Origin of the sequence: Fulvivirga ulvae, assembly GCF_021389975.1 — a bacterium.
GTDB lineage: Bacteria > Bacteroidota > Bacteroidia > Cytophagales > Cyclobacteriaceae > Fulvivirga > Fulvivirga ulvae.
In genome coordinates this window covers 5,390,120-5,409,212 of sequence record NZ_CP089981.1, presented here as the reverse complement: position 1 = coordinate 5,409,212, position 19,093 = coordinate 5,390,120, and the positions used below count along the sequence as shown (strand labels likewise).

The window sequence follows — 19,093 nt, the reverse complement described above, 5'->3', positions numbered from 1 at the left end:
GATTATGAAACGATTCATTTTATTACTGGCTGCCTTTGCTATAGCTGGTTTTTCTTTTGGCCAGAAGAAGCCTAAAATCAATCAAGCTGAGAAGGCCAGAAGCGAGGGAAACCTTGGTGAGGCCAAAGAAATCATAGATGAGGCCGTTGAGCACGAAAAAACAAAGGATGATGGCAAAACCTGGTATTACAGAGGTTTGATCTATGCTTCACTGGATACTACAAACAACGCTCAGTATAAAAACCTGGCCAATGACCCATTGAAAATTGCTATGGAAGCATTTGATAAGGCTGAGCAAATGAACAAGGGAAACAATGATTACTATATCTCAGATGCCAACGGACTACCAATATTGAAAAGTCAGCAAATTGAAACACTTTGGGGACATTATCTCAACAAAGGTGTAGAGGGTTACCAGGCACAGAATACCGAAGAAGCAGTGAAATACTTTACAAAAACACAGCTGGTGAAGCCTGCCGATACCACTGGATATATCTATGCTGGTCTGGCTGCTCAGTCAGGTAAGGACTATAAAACTGCCTCTAAAAACTTCTACAAGTTAGTTAACGACCTGGATTACCACAGTGAGGATATTTACAATTACCTGATCTATATTGAAGGTACTGTAAATGAGGATAACGAAAAGGCCCTCGAACTGATCCGTAAGGCTAAAAAGCAGTTTCCTAACAATGTTGATTTTGCAAAATCCGAGATCAACGCGCTTATCCAGATGGATAAAATTGACGAAGCCAGAACCGAGCTGGAATCAGCCATAGCTAAAGAACCGGACAACAGCAACCTGTACTTTACTCTTGGTGTAATGCAGGAAGAGTTAGGTAATAATGAAAAAGCCAAGGAAGCTTACGCAAAAGCTGTTGAGCTTGATCCTAAAAATTTCAACGCGACATTTAACCTTGCGGTAATTAACTACAATGAAGCCGTTGAGCTGATTAAAGTAAAGAACAATCTGGGAATAACTTCTGCCGACTTAAAAAAGGCCAAAGAAATGCAGACCTCAATCAATGACAAATTGAAAGCTGCTATGCCTTATTGGGAAAAGGTAGTAGAGATAGAGCCAAATAACAGGGTGGCACTGGAATCGTTACAATACACCTACAGTCAGCTGAAAATGAATGACAAGGCACTTAAAGTAACTGAGAAGTTAGAAGCTTTAGGTGACGAAGAAGGAAAATAATCAACAACTTATATCAGTTAAAAAAGGCCGCATTCTGAAATGCGGCCTTTTTTTTTATTGATTTACAGGTGGTTATTGCAGGTTAATTAACCATTTAATTCAATGTTTTCGTTGTCACATCGATATCGGCACGTCTCACCAGAAATTCTCATTCATCCATACCTGCAGTAATGAACCCCATGAACTTGCTGACCATGAGTATTCGCTGAGCCCACTAATATTAAGCAGTAAAACTGTTTATCAGTCAGCTATTTATGAAAAACCTAAGGTGTTTTCGAATTATTTGCTAAATTGATAAGTGGTCCCAAAGCCTCGTTTCCTAATGAGAAAGCTCTATAAGTGGTTGGTTGTTCTTCTGTTCCTTACCGATATGGGGAGTGGTTTGAGCCAGGCTCAGGACCTTAATTTTACGCGTCTTTCATTACAGGAAGGCCTTTCACAATCATCCGTACGGCAGATCATACAAGATCGGCAGGGCTTCATCTGGGTCACTACAGAGGAAGGTCTCAACCGCTATGACGGCTATCAATTTCTCAATTTTAATTATGATAAAAATGATCCCACAAGCCTGGGAGATCAGTTTACCAATTCCCTTTGGGAGGACCCCGAAGGGAATTTATGGATAGGTACCAACAGCGCCGGAATCAATAAAATGGATATAGAGCACGAAACCTTCACCCGGTATAAACATATTCCTGGAGATGCCGGCACATTACCCGATAACAATGTTTATGTTTTTATCGGGGATAGTACCGGATACCTGTGGGTGGGTACTGTAAAAGGGCTTGTGCAAATGGACATTAAAAGTGGGAGGGTACTGGATAAATATATACACAACCCGAATGATGAACACAGTCTCAGTCATGACATTATTTACGGCATGCTGAAAGACAGCCAAGGGAACCTATGGGTGGGAACCCATAACGGGCTTAATCTGAAAAGGCCGGGGGTAGGGAAGTTTAACCGTTATCTGTACAACCAAAAGCCGGCAGATGTCACTTCGCACCGTGTATCCAGAATATACGAGGACCCTTCCGGGAGAATATGGGTTGGTACGCATCGGGGACTTTACTTATACGATGAATCCAGAGATAACTTTACCCGTATCAACCACACTACCAGCGAAAATGGAAGTTTTAATGCCAATATAGTACTGTCAATACTGGAAGATCATACGGGCTCTTTATGGGTAGGTACACGTGACGGGTTATTCAGAAGCTCTTCTCTTGATTTCGAAAAAGGTATCTTCAGTTTTGATCATTATCAGTATAATCCACAAAATGAGCATTCTATAAGTGATAATGTTATATACAGTTTGTTTGAAGATAACGCAAATATTCTATGGGTTGGCACCTCGATCGGAGGAGTGTGTAAAGTCGATCTTGATGGTCAGCAATTCAGGCATTACAAAAGAGCCCCCGCCCACATAGCGGGCCTTAATGAATCCTCAGCATGGAGCTTTTATCAATTTGACAATGGCGATATTTGGGTAGGAACCAGTGGGGGAGGAATTAACCGGTTTGATTCTAATATGAAATTTAAAGGTTATTTATTGCCTGATCAGGAAGGGACTAACAGTCTCAGTGGCAACAGGATATGGGATATTGATCAGGACAGTGAAGGAAATGTATGGATAGGCATATTTGGAGAAGGGCTAAATAAATATAGTCCTGAAGATGGCACTTTTACCCACTACCTCAATCATACTGAGGATCCTGCAAGCATTGGCAGTAATTTAATTGTTGATATACTGGTGGATGACAGCGGCATTATACTCGTAGGTACGTGGGGTGCGGGACTTGACGTATATGACCGGCAAACCGGTGTTTTCAGCCATATAAAAGAGGTTCCGGGGTTTATTACAAGCATTGAAAAAACGTCAGATAATGTGTTTTGGATTGGGACCATGAACCGTGGGTTGTTTCGCTACGATCATGCAACGGGAAAGGTAATTTCCTTCAAGACAGATGAAAACAGTAATTCAATCGCAAGTAATACTGTCTGGGGCCTTTACAGCCGGCATCCCGATACCTTATGGGTAGCCATGGACTGGGGGTTTGACCAAGTTACCTTCGACAAGGGTCAGCCGGTATTTAAAAATTATAACGAAACACATGGTCTGGCCATGAATACCGTATACTCTATTATTGGTGATGACCTGGGCTTTCTATGGATGATCACTACACACGGTCTTTCCAGGTTCAACCCTTCAGATGGTTCCTTCTTCAATTTCTATGAGGAAGATGGCATTCAAAGCAATGAATTTAACCATGGGGCAGTCTATAAAGGCAATGATGGCATGCTTTTTCTTGGCGGTATCAATGGCTTTAATATTATTGACCCCAGCAAGATCAGGATAAACACGAAGGTACCTCCTGTTTATATTACAGACATGAAATTGTTCGATAGCAGCGTACCTATTGCGGGATCCAGCATGCATAAAGGCCGGTATAGTCTGGATAAGCACATTTCCATTACAAGGGAAATTGTATTGTCATATGATCAGGCATTTTTTTCATTTGATTATGCAGCACTCAATTATAAACAACCTGAGCAAAATGAATATGCCTACTATCTGGAAGGCCTGGAGAACGACTGGAACTATGTAAAAAACAGAAGGACAGCCTACTATACAAGTGTTCCCCATGGTAAATATACATTCCATGTCAAAGGTTCCAATAATGATGGTATCTGGAATGAAGCAGGAGCCTCCATAAGAATTATAATAACTCCACCCTGGTGGCTGACCTCATGGGCGAAGATACTCTGGATATGTATCGGAGTGGGCTTGTTGTTAAGCATTTATAAGCTTCGCGTGAATAACCTGAAACGGCAGAAAGCAACTCTGGAAAATGAAGTGGCCTCCAGAACACAGGAAATAATGAAGCAGAAGGAGGAGATGGAGACCCAGGCAGAAAATCTGAAAAAGATGAACTATGAAATACAGGAGCGTAATAATGAAATACTTACCCAGTCAGAGTTTATACAAGAAGTTAATAGCGAACTGAAAGATAAAAATGATGCTTTGGAGCGGGCATATCAGAATGTGGCACTTTTAAGTGCTATTGGCCAGCATATTACAGCCCAGTTGTCTATGGCGGATATGATAGAGGAAGTCTATCACAATGTGCAGTCCCTGATGCGGGTGGATGAGTTTGGAGTTGGCCGATATGAAGCAGGGCCGGGTGAGATTGTTTTTGAGGCTTTTTTTAGCAGAAATAATAACAAAACTCATGCGGCAATACCCGTAACGGAGACCTACAGGCTTTCAGTACAATGCGTGCTAAATAAGCAGGAGATATTTATAAGCGATGTTGAAAAGGAGTATCCGCGATACACAGATGCCCTGGACGCGGCATATCAGGAGGAACTTCTTAACTCGCTCATCGTACTGCCTCTGGTTTCCGGTGAAGAGGTCACTGGTTTGATTTGGGTGCAAAGCACGGAAAAAAATGCCTACACTGCCCACGAACTTGACCTTTTGAAAAACCTTGCCGCATATGTATCTATAGCGCTTGACAATGCCAAGGCATATCGTAAGATCAAAAATCAAAGCAGGGATCTCGAAAAAGCGCAGAGAGTAATACGACAGCAGAATAAATCACTTTCCAATACCAACCTTATACTGGAGGAGAAAGTAGATCAGAGAACCAAGGAACTCAACCACCTCACTTACCGCTCAGCACATGATCTCAAAGGCCCGATCACCCGACTGCTGGGATTGTGCTATGCGTGCCAGCTCGATATTAAAGAGTCGTTAGACCAGGTAAGTCCGCAGTTCAGGCCCAAGCTCACTGAGTACTTGAAGAAGATGGAAATTACAGCCATTGATATGCAGCAAATGCTCTCAAGGCTGCTCAGGATTCATGATATAAAAATGCGTGTACCTGCCATACGCGAAGTGTCAGTAAGAGGCGTAATAGAAAATACATGGAGATCAGTAGCCACAAAAATTGATACGTCACATATAAATTTTCAGGTTGACTCAGGTGCTGTTGATCATATTGATACAGATCCGAAATTGCTGTCACTGCTGCTGGAAAACCTATATGAGAATGCTGCACAGTACGGAGATCCGGCAAAGGAGGTACATTATATCAAAACAGATGTTTACATACAGCGCGATAAACTATTACTTGCGATATCAGACAATGGTGTTGGTATTAACGAATCCTTAATTGATGACATTTTCAAAATGTTTGTAAAAGGCACTACCGAATCCAAAGGAGTTGGACTGGGACTTTACGAATCCAAGATTATAATCGAAAAGCTTAAAGGAAGCCTGCAGCTTGACCTGGCCACCTCAGGAACCACCACCTTCAAAGTGTACATACCACTAAGTAGTAATGGCCGGCAACAAAATCCAGACATCAAAAAAAATACGCCTGACTAAGGGTTTCCATTACATACGGTGTGAAAAAATAACATAAATTGATGGCTCGTCTCAATGCTCATGTTATGATACAAAAAGTATTTTTTCCGGCTTTACTGGTTATGATGATTGCCTCCTGCGGTCAGCATAATGAAGAGAGTGAAGAGTCTTCAGAGAAAATGCCACAGTCTGTCACACTGGTAAATATTGTAGAATTTCATGACTTGCTAAAGCAAGAAGATCTGCAGCTGGTAGATGTACGCACCCCTAAAGAATATGATCTCGACAGGATTCCGGGCGCCGTCAATATTGATTACTGGTCGGATGAGTTCACCAGCCAGGCCAGCGAACTGAATAAAGACCAACCTGTAGCCGTGTACTGTGCTGCCGGCCGTCGCAGCGCCAAAGCGGCCTCAAAACTAAAAGAAATGGGATTCAGGCAAATCTATGATCTGGATGGTGGTATGCGGGCATGGCACACCGGACCGGCTCCCACAGATTAGTTAGTGAGCTGGTAGCGGTAAGGTTAGTTTTGTATTTACGCTTAATTATTTCCTTCCAGTTTATTTCCTGATACAACTTTTCTAAAATTGAGTGATCAGGAAGCCCTTTGCAGTGATAAATTTTTGAAAGAGCAAACCAAACTGCCGGATTTATGTTTGACAGTGTAAGGAAGCAGGTACTGATACGCTGACGTACTGACATTCAGAAAGTTTTCTATTGATGACCTGAAATTTCCGGCAATTCTTCTTAGTTTTTACACTTTCTCTGGTAAACAGATTAGAATATCAAAGACGATTATAAAAGTTTGAACGATAAAGAAAATAAAGGCAACCGTCATAATTCGATGACCAGAGGGAATCAGGAGTTTATGCGAAATGTTCCTTTTGATCTGCTTATGCAGTCACCCTCATTTATTGCGGTACTCCGCGGACCTGAACATATCTTTGAATTTGCTAACCCGAAGTATATGCAGCTGGTAGGCAGCGAAAGGAACATAATAGGAAGAAGGGTTGCGGATAGTATTCCTGAAGCTAAAGAGCAGGGCTTTATAGAGATTCTGGATAGGGTGTATATTACAGGAGAGGATTTTAATGGCAATGAAATTCCTATTAAGATAGACAGCAGCGGCAAGGGCGATCCCGAACAATACTATCTGAACTTTGTCTATCAACCTTACCGAGATCCGGGTGGCAATATTGAAGGAATATTTGTTCATGGTGTGGATGTGACCGAGCAGGTGGTGAGCAGGCAAAAGATCAGGGAAAGTGAATTGAAGTATAGGAGTTTATTTGATTCAATTAACCAGGCCTTTAGTTTAATTGAGGTAATCTTCGATGCAAATGGCGAAGCAGTGGACTTTAGATATCTTGAAGTAAACTCTATGTTTGACAGGCATGCAGTTGTGAGCGACCCTGTTGGCAAAACAGCATCCGGATTAATACCTGATCTGGAGGATAAATGGTTTAAAATATATGGAGAAATTGCTAAAACAGGGATACCCAGAGGGTTTGTTGAACGATATGAAAAAGAGGACAGGTGGTATGAAGTTTATGCTTTTCGGCATGGGGATGAAGGCAGTAACAAAGTAGCTGTACTATTCTCGGATATTACGGAGCGGAAAAGGACGGAGGAAGCCCTGCTGCACAGGGAGAATCTCATGAGGCTGATCAATGATGCCATCCCAGCATTTATAGCCTATATAACTCCTGACAGGCGCTATCGCTTCGCCAATAAAATGTATGAAAAATGGTACGGCCTGCCTAAGGAAAAGGTACAAGGTGCTGCCATAATGGATATTATAGGTAAGGAAACCTATGAAAAATCACGTCCATTTATGGATCGCGCATTGAATGGAGAGAACTGCTCATTCGAGACAAGCTTTATGGTTGATGGGGAGGTGAAAGAACTTGAGGTGGAGTATGTTACAGATAAGGATGCTAATGATCACGTACGGGGAGTGGTGGTTTTAGGGCATGATGTAACCGTGCGGCGTAAAGCAGAAGAAAGCCTTCGACTCAGCCAAATGCGCTTTAAGACCTTTGCAGAGGCCATGCCGCAAATGGCATTTATTGCAGATAAGGAAGGGAATATTCAGTACTACAACGAAAGGTGGTACGAATATATCGGTAAACTGGACAACACCGAGGGATGGGGCTGGAAAGAGAAGGCCATACACCATAAGGATGATTTGCAAAGAACCGTAGAGCGCTGGCGTGAATCATTAAACACCGGCAAAGAATATGAAATAGAGTACAGGCTCAGAAGGTACGATGGCGAATACCGCTGGCACCTGGGGCGTGCCGTACCCTTATATGACGGCAACAAGGAAATTGAGCTATGGTTTGGCACAAATACAGATATTCACGAACAGAAAAAAGCTGAAGAATCCTTAAAGCATACAAGAGACCTGTTATACACCACGTTTGACAATGTTCCCTCCGGAGTTATATTATTTGACAAAAGCGGGAAAGTACTGTTCAGTAATGAGCTCGGAGCTCGTTTTCAGGGCTACGATTCTGTAAAAGAGCTTTTGGCCCAGCAGGATATTGACACCATAAAGAAGAGATTTGGGGATACATTTCGTGTAGAAGATGAAAATGGCAAGGTCATTTCGGCTGACAGGTCCGTTACATCCAGAATATTAAGAGGTGAAAGGAATAGTGAAGTCATCTTTCGCTATTATCACACCAGGAAAAACATAGACGGGTGGATGCTGGTGCGTGGAACACCCATATTTGACGATAACGGTGACGTACGGCTGGCGTTGATCTCGCTTACCGACATCACCAGGCAGAAAAAGGCCGAGGAAGCCCTGCGACGGAGTGAAGAATTTAACCGTACCATGCTGGAGAGTAGCCCGGACTGGGTCAATGCTCTTGATCTAGAAGGGAGGTTACTGTCCGTGAATGCCAGAGGGCTTGAAATGCTGGAGGTTGAAGATTTTGAAAGGATCAGAGGTAAAAGCTGGCTTGCATTTTGGGAAGGTGACTTTTATGAAAACGCAGCAAGAGCCATTGCCAAAGCCAAAAATGGTGATATAGGTCATTTCAGCGGACATAATACCACTGGAAATGGTCGGTTTGCCTGGTGGGATGTGCTCGTGGCACCTATTTACGGTGCCGGAGGAAAAGTAGAGAGGTTGGTGGCTGTATCGCGCGACATTAGTAATATCAAAGCCCTGGAACAGCAAAAGGACGACTTCCTCAGCATCGCAAGTCATGAGCTGAAAACCCCGGTAACGAGCATCAAAGCTTACGCACAGGTATTACAAAAGCGCTTTGTAGATGCCCATGATCTGAAGTCTGCTGAAATGCTGGCCAAGATGGACGGACAGCTCAATAAATTAACAGGTCTCATTTCTGATCTGCTGGATGTGACCAAAATTGAGCAAGGGAAGCTCCAGTTCAGAAAAGAGGCCTTTAAGATCAACGACCTGATAAGCGAGGTGAGCGAAGAAATACAACGCACTTCCAAAAATCACAGGGTAGAAGAGAAGCTGACCGAAAACATCACCATTACCGGTGACCGTGACAGGATAGGGCAGGTGCTGGTCAATTTCCTGACCAATGCCATCAAATATTCACCCGGCGCAGATAAGGTGATCGTTCGTAGTACAGTAGAAAACGAAAACAAGACGCTGGTACTGAGTGTTGAAGATTTCGGGCTTGGATTGGAGGAAAAGGACAGACAGAAAGTGTTTGACCGGTTTTACAGAGTTGAAGGTACAGGTTATGAAACCTATCCCGGCCTGGGATTGGGGCTGTATATTTCATCTGAAATTGTGAAAAGACATGAAGGCAGCGTATGGGTGGAAAGCAAAAAGGGAGAAGGTTCCAGGTTTTACTTCACGCTGCCAATTTTCTGACCATTAAAATATTATGTTAAATAGAAAGAAGGATTAACAATGCAGGAAGAGAAGAAGAGAATATTGGTGGCAGATGATGACCCAAGTATTCTTGATGTATTGGAAATAATGCTGGCAGAGATTGGCGGCTACCAGGTGGAAACTACAGCCAACGGTAAATCTGTATTGGAACTTAAAGATGACCTGCCGGACCTCATACTGCTTGACCTGTGGATGTCGGGCATGGACGGCCGGGAGATCTGCACCAAACTTAAATCGCAGGACACCACCAGGGCCATACCTGTGATCATATTCTCCGCCAACCGTGACATCCAGACCATAGCCGAGACCGCAGGGGCAGACGACTATATAGCCAAGCCATTTCAGATGAACGAGCTGCTGGAGAAGGTCAGGAATTGTATTGCCGATAAATGAAGAGGAGCCGGACTGTAGCAGCCCGGCTTCTGATTCCATTGAAGTTACTCAACAATGAAATGCTTTTTATGAACGCCTTTATCATTTCTGTACAGGATGAAATAGTGGCCGGGTTCTAAGTCGCCAATGTTGATCGACTTCTCTACTACACCGTAGGTTCCCCGGGGCGTGCCATTCATATCAAATATCTCAGCTTCATTGCTGATACCATCCAAATCATTCAAAGTTAAAGTTCCCTGAGGCTTAATAGGGTTAGGGTACATGGACGATTGGTCCGGTTCTATTTGCTGAATGGGAGTAGGACCGCTTCCACAATTCAACAGCAGGCTTTTGCTGAGGTTACAAACGGTGCCATTGACCAGCGTCACCTTAGCATATACCACCAGATAGTAGTTGTTCCAGTTTCCGGAAGGATAATAGATAGGCACCCAATGGTTGGAGGTAGTTCTTCCCGCAGAGCCCGTGTAGCCACCGAGGGCCCATGACCAGTCTATATAGGCGATACAGTTGGCATATGCGCTGGATAAAGACGCATAGCCGGTAGTGCACAGGCCGCCGCCACCTTCATTGCCCACATACAAGGCACTGGAGGGCGGACAGGAAGGGTTGGCAGTGGTAACCACTTCGCAAGACTCAATACAATTGCCATTAACAAACCGCACCAGCCGGACTTTGCTGGTAGAGGCGGTACACGAAGGCAGGTTTAGCGTAATAGATCGGGAGGTGTTAGAGCCCGAGATGGTGGCCGGGCCACTGCAAACTTCCCAGTAGTAGGCCTGGGCGCTGCGAGCTGTCATAGTAGAGCCGCTTCTGGTGATGTCGTTATTAGGATCGGCGCACGTGCTGCAAGTCTGAGCCGACGTGTACACACTGAGGCCCAGAAACATCAAAATGAGAACTAAATTTTTCATAAGTAAAATCGGTTGGTTTTTTGGCGCTTACTCTTTAAAGGATTTTCAGCTTTCTCCATAGAAGAAAGTTACGAGCTTAACTTTTGGGATACGTATGCATTAAGAGGGTAGTCCTTAGTTGTGTAAGGTTATTGCTGGGTAGGAAGAATATCTGAGGGTTGAGTTTAGGACAAATCGGGTGGGTCTTTAAAATGTTTATTTAACATAATATAAATTATATAACAAACACGCATGGCAATTAGCGCAAAGCCGCATTGTCTATATAATTGTATATTATATTAAATACTCGTGCAGTGTTCCTTATGACGTTCACGTTTAGCGAGTTCATGCAGCCTGGGTTCTCGATTTCAATTGAAGTTTCCGGTCAACGAAGTTGGTTATATAATTTGATGTTATATTAAATAGCCGCCTGGCCAGCGCGCTCGGCTGACCCCACAGCTTGCCCTGACCAAACGACTATATAAAGTTTACCCAACGCTCTGTCACGCTCGGGCGTGAGTAGCCGACCCTGAAGCAAGAGATTTCCAGCCAAAGTGTATCGTTCTATTTTTCTTTATTCGTATAAATGTTCAGGTGGTTTTCAAATACGCAATTCTCAGCTGTTGGAATTTGTCTGTAAAACACTTGCTTAGCCAACGCTTTGTTTGGCACAGCCTCTGCCTCCGGATGATCGTCATTGCGAACCAAGTCAGCTGACAGCAGGAAGATGATTGGTATAGCAATCCCCTTGCCACTGGCAGAGAAGCTCACGAGGTATTTATCTTTAATCGTGTTCGCAGTTGCCCTCAAGCCGGGCTGGCTCTTCCTTTTTCAATCGATAAAAAGGAAGCAAAAATCTTGACAGAATCATGCTTCTGCCCTCAGGCCTGCGCTGGCCCGCTATTCTGTCATGCCACCGCTCTAAAGTAGTCTATTTAACATAATTATTATTTAAGTTGAACTTTATCTGGCTCGATATACCTGAATAAGTGACTATATTGCTTGCCCGATTTAGTACTTGGATGTGTGCGTAATCTTATTTGTCCATGAGGCGCTATATCACCTGTTTTTTGAAAATACAGCCTTCTAGTCGCTATTTCATTACTTATCTCTTGAATTGTAGCAGTTCTATTTTCCTTTGATAACAATATCACTGCTATTGCCTCGTGTAATTTTAAGATGTTCCCCATTAGTTTATTTGTTATGCCTTAATTTTTGAATGTAGTATGTATTCCCACACACAGCGAAAAGCAAAGTTCCGGTTGTTGGTTCGGGAAATACAAGGGTAAATAAATCCGATCCTTTTTAGCCTCCCTCCTGCCTTCGCACCGTAAACCGGATTGGCCCCTTGTATTTGCCTCAGTCCGACCGGTTTCAGAGCACTTTCTCTGGCGTGGTTGTCAGGGTGTCACTTTACTTTATTTATTATGTATCAGTATTTATTTCGTTTCAGGTTCCTTGGTTGGTGGTGGTTTGGCATTCGTTATCAGCGTTGTGCCTTCAGTATGCGTGTTTCACGTTTAAGTGGCCTTAGAGATTTCTACTTCCGCTTTTTGTGGTATGAGTTGTGCATTTCAGAGCTCCCTTTTTAGGGGGCTTTTTTGGTGGTCATACCAAGTGAGATTTCCCTTATCATTTGATGTGTACAACAATTTAGTCATCCACCTATCCACTCAAACAAGTCCTTTTTCTCCTTTTCAATTTCTTGATCATTTATATTTCGTTTTTTTAATCTACTGACGAATTCTATTTCTGGATCTGGACCAAATCTCGTGAGGTTAAATGGTAAATTTTTGATAATTCTATAATCTAGAAAATAGCTTAAATTTCTACCTCGTTCATTTTTCAAAAGTTTCTTAGGGTTATGATGCTTTTCCTCCCACCAAATTTCACCAGCGTTAAAGAATGAATTGAAATAAATCAATGTCTGTTCATGATTTGAAAGTTGGGCTCTTACAGTTTTTATGTATTCATATTTTCTTCAAAAGTCAAACCTAATGAGGAGTTACTTGCCACAAATTTCACAAGTTGGTATAAATGACGATAATAATGTCCTAATTTGGAAACGTGCCCACCAAATGGTTTATAGCTTGGAGCCCATTTGACCTTAGGCATTGTCGGAGAGTCTGCTTTTACTTTATATCCATTATTGCTTTTGCCTACTTTTCTAAGTTCATGAAGTTCATTGGCAAAATAAATTGCAAAAGGTGTATGAATTTTATGTTTAAATACAAAATTTGTTTTGAAACCTTTTCTTATCTCATCAACGCCAAAAAAGAAGATAGTATATGCAAGTTCCATCAGAATCTTCGGTTGATCGGTAATTTTTGGAGTGTTTGATTTATTCCAACTGATTCTCTTTTCCAAAAGAAAAGCATATATAAAGCGAATTTCATCGTACATCTTCACAAATGCTTTCGGGCCATAGAACCGGTTATTTATTTCAATTTTCGAAACATTATGCTGGTGGAGTTTTAGGAGTTCATAAAATTTTGTTTCAAACCGATCAATACTAATGTCGTTTCTAAGTTGCTGATTTGCTTGGTATTGAACAATGAAGGCTAAAAAAGTTGTGATCACTGCTAAGAACCCAAATATAGGAGTAAGTAATCCGCTTATAGAGTCCCCAAGTGCTCCAGACGTAGTAAATGTATTCCTAATTATCTCTTCACTGGTTTGTCCGTTTATAAATAAACCGGCTGCGAAGAGAATAAGAAAAATTACTGCAAGAATAAAACCAACTGCCCAAAGACTATATTTTAGCCATCTAAAAGTTTGACCATCTAAATTTAAGCTATTAATATTTCTCATTTTTTCACTACTCTACATGTGGAACGTCAGTCAAGATACAACAAAATCTAAAATTCTCGTTGTAACCCTGTTGCAGCACTATTATTTCGCTTCATCTCCTTCTCCACGTCATTCAGAAAATCTATTAGAAAGTACATATTTGCAGCGATTTTATTAAAATCTTCCGGCAGCATTTGGTGTTCACTGATGATATACTTATGATAAACCTCAATAAGGGTCTGTCTTAATTCAGGAACTGGTGCAAAGTCTAGTAAATTATCAAAAAGCCTTATCAATTCTTTAGTCACTCTGGAATGCTTTGGGAGTACCAGCAGCCGATGTTCTTTTGAAAGTTGGTTTAGATCTATCATTTAATAAAAATTTTTAATGCAAGTTAGACTTATGTAAAGATAAGTATGTCTTAGTTAAAAACAAGAATTACTTACATTAAAACTTAAACAACACGAAGTTACACTTCTAAAAATGTAAGCCAGACTTGCGGAAATAGCCAATTCACTTGTTATTTTCGGCTAATGGAAGACAGAATCAACCGCATCAAAGAGGTATTGGTAATACAGGGAAAATCTCAAAAATGGCTGGCGGAACAGATGGGTATTAGTACTACAGCTATGACGGCTATTTGTAATAACAAATCTCAACCCCATTTAAAAGATTTGAAGCGGATGGCTATTATTTTGGATGTGGATGTCAGGGAGTTATTAGTGTCAACAAAATAAGAAAACAATGGTAACCTATGGTTATATAAATAAGTTCTTTACCGGGGTTGGTGCTAAAAGGCTTAGCGAAGTTGAGGTGTCGCCTGCTGTATCCAATCAACATGAATTTAATGGCATCACAGAATTCAAAGAAATATTTGGGACAGCCAAAATTAATTTTACAGCGAAGTATATATACCTCGCTGATGATGAGGAATCTACTATTACTGAAGAAGGCACGTTAACTTGGTACAATGCAAGGGAAAACCATGCTACCCGAACAGAATACCGACTCTATTATTCCGCTAATGAAGTAATTTCCACATCAACGCCCGGAGATCTTATAGTGATATGCAGAGTATCCGAGAATGAGCTTTTTATCATTGTTACTCCCGAAGGTTCGACATCCGAAAAACAAATATTATGGCTCTTCGGGCTAGGTGAAGTTGGTAACAAGTTCAAAATTCGTGATTTTACGGAAGAACAAATTACAATTGACTTTGCTGGGAAGTATATCATCAATTCACTAGGTATTGAGGTTGAAGAAACCATCGATGATTATTTGGATGAGTTGTTAAATAAATTCGGCAACAAATTCCCTAAGACCCAGGAATTCTCAGAATATGCACGGTCTACTATCAAAAATGTTTCTCCTGTTGAAGCACCGGATGAAACGTTAATGGCTTGGCTGGAAAAGGAAGAAATGTTGTTCAGAACTCTCGAAAAACATATTGTACAACAAAAATTAAAACAAGGGTTTGGCAAGAACGGTACTGATGTAGACGAGTTTGTGACTTTTTCTTTAAGCGTACAAAACAGGAGAAAGTCCCGTGCGGGTCATGCCTTTGAAAATCATCTTGCAACTTTGTTTGACTCAAACGAACTATGTTATTCTAAAGGAGTTAAAACAGAACGAAATAATAAACCGGACTTTTTATTTCCTGGTATCAAAAAATATAAAGATGCTGGTTTTTCAGAACAGTTGCTTACTATGCTTGGTGTTAAAACAACTGCAAAAGACAGATGGCGGCAAGTCCTGGCAGAAGCAGATCGTATTAGGATCAAACACCTGATAACACTTCAACCGGCGATCAGCGAGAATCAAACGGATGAAATGAAAGCACAGAGCATTTCCTTAGTAGTCCCTTCGCCCCTTCTGTCAACATTTTCAAAGGGACAACAAACGGAGTTGCTGACTGTTAAAGACTTTATAAAACTTGTGAGAGACAAACAAGCCTGACCATGGCAGACGTTCATGAACCGGAAGTAAGAAGTTATAACATGAGCAGAATTAAAGGCAAAAATACCAAGCCTGAAATTCTTGTCCGAAAATTTCTGCATGCACAGGGATTCCGGTATGGACTTCATAATAGAAAACTTCCTGGAAAACCTGATCTGGTTTTAAGAAAATATAAGACAGTAATGTTTGTCCACGGTTGTTTCTGGCATGGTCATAAAGGGTGCAAATATTTTGTAATTCCTAAAACCCGTACCCAATGGTGGATTGATAAAATTAACAAGAACAAGGAAAACGATACAAAACACGTTGAAAAATTAAAAAAATCCGGATGGCAGGTCATTATAATCTGGGAATGTGAATTGAAACGGAATGAGCGAAAAGAAACCCTAGATAACTTAATCGAAACTATCAAGAGAACATAGCTTCTTTTTTTTCTGAATTTTTTGAAACGTGAGGCTTTAAATTCTGCTGTATCAAGTTCATCATTTTCTCTGCAATATCACTGACTACAGGTACAGCAACAGAATTCCCGAATTGTTTATAAAGTTGCGTGTCCGAAACTCCAATATCTTTTATTCGGAAATTTTCAGGATACCCCATCAATCTTTTACATTCTTTTGGGGTAAGTCGCCTTGGATTTTTACCTCTTTGTGCAATCAGTATTTCAGATCCGTCTTTGTAATACCTGGCACTTAAAGTTCGTGATATTCCCTCCGGATCTGTCATGCCAAAACCAAAACCGTTTCCCTTTTGTCTATGCTTCTCAGCATATTGTTGAAGATAGTTCCAGAGTTGATCAGTTAACGTATATTTTGGATCGGGTCTTTTCTCCAGTATGTCCCGAAATTTTATCTCCTGATCAGGCGTTTCAGGAAATTCAAAAAGGATACTCTCACTAAAATAATCTTTGTTAAAACCTGCTATGAAAATTCTCTCACGATGTTGCGGCACATAATATCTGGCATCAAGAACCTTATCAAAGGTAATATAGTTAAGTTCCTTTAGCGCTTCGATGATTATTTTGTAGGTCTTTCCTTTGTCGTGCGAGCGAAGATTTTTTACATTCTCTAGCAAAAATGCTTTAGGACGTTTCTCTTTTATAATTCGTACGATATCATAAAAAAGTGTGCCTTGGGTTTCATCTAGGAAACCATGGTTTCTGCCAAGACTGTTTTTCTTGGAGACTCCTGCGATAGAAAAAGGCTGACATGGGAAGCCCCCTAGTAATATATCATGATCAGGAATCTTTTTCTCGTCAATTTTAGTAATGTCACCAAACGGAACCTCGCCAAAATTGGCTTCATAGGTTTTTTTTGCATAACGATTCCATTCGGAAGAAAAAATACATTTTCCTCCTTGGTTTTGAAAAGCTATTCTGAACCCTCCTATTCCTGCAAATAAATCTATGAATGTGAAAGTGGGTTTTTCGGGAGGGGGAAACGGAACATCCCATTCAATCGGAAGCATGTACTGGAAATCAGGCTCTTTGACTTTTGATTCCTCATTTAACAACTCATGATACCTATCAGCATCGTTTCTGAAATATCCGGATATCCCATTGGTATGATTTTGTAAGTAGTGCGTAAAAAAAGCCATGCCTTCATCTTTAGCTTTCTCTGCTTCTATTTTATACCTCTTTCTTATTACGGAATATTTCTTCATAGTTAAAGTTTGAGTTTGCTTTGTTGAGCTAGTTTGGAACGAAAGTATTTGATTTTTTCTTCAGCTGCTTGAAGTACTTTTTCGGAACATTGCTCATTCAGCAGATCATAAGATATTTTATCACTTAAAAAATTAATCAATAGATATTCAACATCCACATCAAAAATTTCGGCCAGGTTATTGATCATTTCTCTGTTAGCCGACCTCTCATTACGTTCTATCTTGCTTAATGTTGACGGGTCAATATCCAGATAAGCGGCTACCTTTCGAATGGGCAATCCTCTTTTTTCTCTCAATTTTCGAATGAGCTCTCCAAACGTTTCCTTAAAATGCATAGAAAAAAAATTCAGGACAACTTTTGTCAAATATAGTAAAATCGGCCTTTCTCAACAAATAAAATTATAAAGCTTGAATAGTGGGAGTTTAGGATCGCTTCAGACGATGGAAAATGTCAGACGCATGTAACTTTGACTTTAGTACACATTCCATTCGCTCTAAAACCAAGCATAGAAGCATATAAGCCAAATGCCAAAGGATATTCCTGCCCTCTCTTCTGTTTGTATAACTTTCCATCCTAAAACTTTATGCAACCTTTCCCCTTTTCTGGATTAAGAAAATAAATACCCGACACACAAATAGAAATTTTGACAGCGTACCTAAAAGGTTCTACTGAACATGAATTGTTAAATCGTTACAATCCCTGGTCGATTAAAATTATGTGAAATTTGAGCTTGAATATCAAGAATTATATTTAGTCTCAATCTTAAATTAACAGTGGTAGTAGATAGAGTTGACGAATCTAAGGAATCTAAATATCTAAAGTCAAAAAATATAAAATAAGGCTCTCCGCCAATTAATATTGTTGGAGATTGCTTATACATATATTCGCCATCTTGAAGATTTTTTCTCTCCACATCAGCAGCGATTGCAATTCCGTGTAAAATTCTGCTATAACCCTTTTTTTGAGCATAATCACAAGCTGGAGTAATATCAAGTTTAAGGGATTTAATCTTGGTTTTTTCTTTTTTAAGTGATTCTTGGAAAGTCGCTTTGACGTCTTCTTTAAATATTTTTTTTCCTATAGGATTTAACTCTTCCACATAAAGATTGCCTCGTACCAAACCTTTTAACGGACTATCATTCAATGCATGCAGTTTAGAATTCAATGAAATCCTTGCCTCTTTTGATAGGCCATTTCCCCCTTGCTTAATATCTGTAATTTCGACTTCTGAAAAAGCTTTATCAGTTTCTAAATCAATTGAATCAATAAACATGCTGTTAATAACACTAATTGCAGCTTTAAGCTTCTCATTATCTGAATACTCAGGTAAATGACTTTTTCCGATTTCAGCAAGAGCCAGTGAATAAATCAAATTCTTAAAGTTCTTATCCCAATTTTTTTGTCGATCAAATATATTAATTAAACTGTTTGTTATACTACCAGCCGCATCATTAACTGCTGATTCCCACATACCCATTGTATAGTATGACGAGAACTCCTCTGTAATCTGTTTTAATTCATTTTTAATAAATTCCACTGGATTATTGGCCTTTAATGCTTCCGACTTCTTCATACTTACGGAGACCAATGGAGTGAATTGAGATAGCCTATCTTCAAAAGATTTCTCTAATATGGTTTGATATTTCTTTGCCTTAGTGCTCCAATAGATCAAAATGTACGGAACATTCGGTTCTAGTGTTCTTTCAAATCTTGCTCCTACTGATGACACAATATTTTCTTCAGAAAAATTCTGATCAGAGACTAATTGTAAGTCCAAAATGACTAACCTAACATTACGAACAGGTACATCTGGTAAATCAGAACCAGCTTCATCCTGATAGTACAAATAAGGTATCTTCTCTTGAGAAAGAGATTTTAAAAGATTCGCTATTTGATCGTATTTATCATCAAAAACAATGACTTTTCCATTTGAAGGTATTTTCAT

At 40.5% G+C, this 19,093-nt stretch carries 16 protein-coding genes; 8 read left to right on the top strand and 8 right to left on the bottom strand.

What is annotated here, in order from left to right; all coding sequences use genetic code 11:
- Positions 1-4 precede the first annotated feature (4 nt).
- The 5 genes from LVD17_RS22785 (at position 5) to LVD17_RS22765 (ending at position 9,849) form a co-directional block, all read left to right on the top strand.
- A complete protein-coding gene (locus tag LVD17_RS22785; protein ID WP_233761652.1) occupies positions 5-1,195 on the top strand; it encodes a tetratricopeptide repeat protein in 1,191 nt (396 codons plus the stop codon).
- A gap of 322 nt (positions 1,196-1,517) precedes the next feature.
- The gene (locus tag LVD17_RS22780) at positions 1,518-5,588 is read left to right on the top strand and encodes a two-component regulator propeller domain-containing protein (RefSeq protein ID WP_233761650.1); all 4,071 of its coding nucleotides are present in this window, start codon (positions 1,518-1,520) and stop codon (positions 5,586-5,588) included.
- Positions 5,589-5,653: 65 nt separating this feature from the next.
- Complete coding sequence (locus LVD17_RS22775; protein ID WP_233761648.1) at positions 5,654-6,070, top strand: rhodanese-like domain-containing protein; 417 nt, start codon at positions 5,654-5,656, stop codon at positions 6,068-6,070.
- Positions 6,071-6,375: 305 nt separating this feature from the next.
- Complete coding sequence (locus LVD17_RS22770; protein WP_233761646.1) at positions 6,376-9,435, top strand: PAS domain-containing protein; 3,060 nt, start codon at positions 6,376-6,378, stop codon at positions 9,433-9,435.
- Between the two features lie 39 nt (positions 9,436-9,474).
- A complete protein-coding gene (locus tag LVD17_RS22765) occupies positions 9,475-9,849 on the top strand; it encodes a response regulator (RefSeq protein WP_233761644.1) in 375 nt (124 codons plus the stop codon).
- A gap of 44 nt (positions 9,850-9,893) precedes the next feature.
- Here LVD17_RS22765 and LVD17_RS22760 read toward each other — a convergent pair whose 3' ends face one another.
- From LVD17_RS22760 to LVD17_RS22745, 5 genes are all read right to left on the bottom strand, one after another.
- A complete protein-coding gene (locus LVD17_RS22760) occupies positions 9,894-10,760 on the bottom strand; it encodes a T9SS type A sorting domain-containing protein (protein ID WP_233761642.1) in 867 nt (288 codons plus the stop codon).
- Between the two features lie 543 nt (positions 10,761-11,303).
- Positions 11,304-11,549 (bottom strand): hypothetical protein, encoded by a 246-nt coding sequence (locus LVD17_RS22755; RefSeq protein WP_233761640.1) that lies wholly within the window; start codon positions 11,547-11,549, stop codon positions 11,304-11,306.
- Positions 11,550-12,396: 847 nt separating this feature from the next.
- Positions 12,397-12,705: a putative phage abortive infection protein gene (locus LVD17_RS28740; RefSeq protein WP_370688836.1), complete on the bottom strand. Its 309-nt coding sequence runs from the start codon at positions 12,703-12,705 to the stop codon at positions 12,397-12,399.
- Complete coding sequence (locus LVD17_RS22750) at positions 12,702-13,550, bottom strand: putative phage abortive infection protein (RefSeq protein WP_233761638.1); 849 nt, start codon at positions 13,548-13,550, stop codon at positions 12,702-12,704. Before LVD17_RS22750 ends, LVD17_RS28740 begins: the two co-directional genes overlap by 4 nt.
- Before the next feature lie 47 nt (positions 13,551-13,597).
- Complete coding sequence (locus LVD17_RS22745) at positions 13,598-13,900, bottom strand: hypothetical protein (protein WP_233761636.1); 303 nt, start codon at positions 13,898-13,900, stop codon at positions 13,598-13,600.
- A 162-nt stretch (positions 13,901-14,062) separates the two neighbouring features.
- Between LVD17_RS22745 and LVD17_RS22740 the strand changes: the two genes are divergently transcribed.
- Genes LVD17_RS22740 through LVD17_RS22730 form a run of 3 tightly spaced genes read left to right on the top strand, consistent with a single transcriptional unit; the run spans position 14,063 to position 15,907 of the window.
- On the top strand, positions 14,063-14,266 hold the full coding sequence (locus LVD17_RS22740; RefSeq protein ID WP_233761634.1) for a helix-turn-helix transcriptional regulator: 204 nt from the start codon (positions 14,063-14,065) through the stop codon (positions 14,264-14,266).
- 7 nt (positions 14,267-14,273) lie between these two features.
- Positions 14,274-15,485: a type II restriction endonuclease gene (locus LVD17_RS22735; protein ID WP_233761632.1), complete on the top strand. Its 1,212-nt coding sequence runs from the start codon at positions 14,274-14,276 to the stop codon at positions 15,483-15,485.
- A gap of 2 nt (positions 15,486-15,487) precedes the next feature.
- Complete coding sequence (locus tag LVD17_RS22730) at positions 15,488-15,907, top strand: very short patch repair endonuclease (RefSeq protein WP_233761629.1); 420 nt, start codon at positions 15,488-15,490, stop codon at positions 15,905-15,907.
- Here LVD17_RS22730 and dcm read toward each other — a convergent pair.
- From dcm to LVD17_RS22715, 3 genes are all read right to left on the bottom strand, one after another.
- Positions 15,894-17,147: a DNA (cytosine-5-)-methyltransferase gene (gene dcm / locus LVD17_RS22725; protein ID WP_233761627.1), complete on the bottom strand. Its 1,254-nt coding sequence runs from the start codon at positions 17,145-17,147 to the stop codon at positions 15,894-15,896. The two genes, LVD17_RS22730 and dcm, sit on opposite strands and share 14 nt — an antisense overlap.
- A gap of 2 nt (positions 17,148-17,149) precedes the next feature.
- Complete coding sequence (locus tag LVD17_RS22720) at positions 17,150-17,482, bottom strand: helix-turn-helix domain-containing protein (protein ID WP_233761625.1); 333 nt, start codon at positions 17,480-17,482, stop codon at positions 17,150-17,152.
- 348 nt (positions 17,483-17,830) lie between these two features.
- The gene (locus LVD17_RS22715) at positions 17,831-19,093 is read right to left on the bottom strand and encodes a hypothetical protein (protein WP_233761623.1); all 1,263 of its coding nucleotides are present in this window, start codon (positions 19,091-19,093) and stop codon (positions 17,831-17,833) included.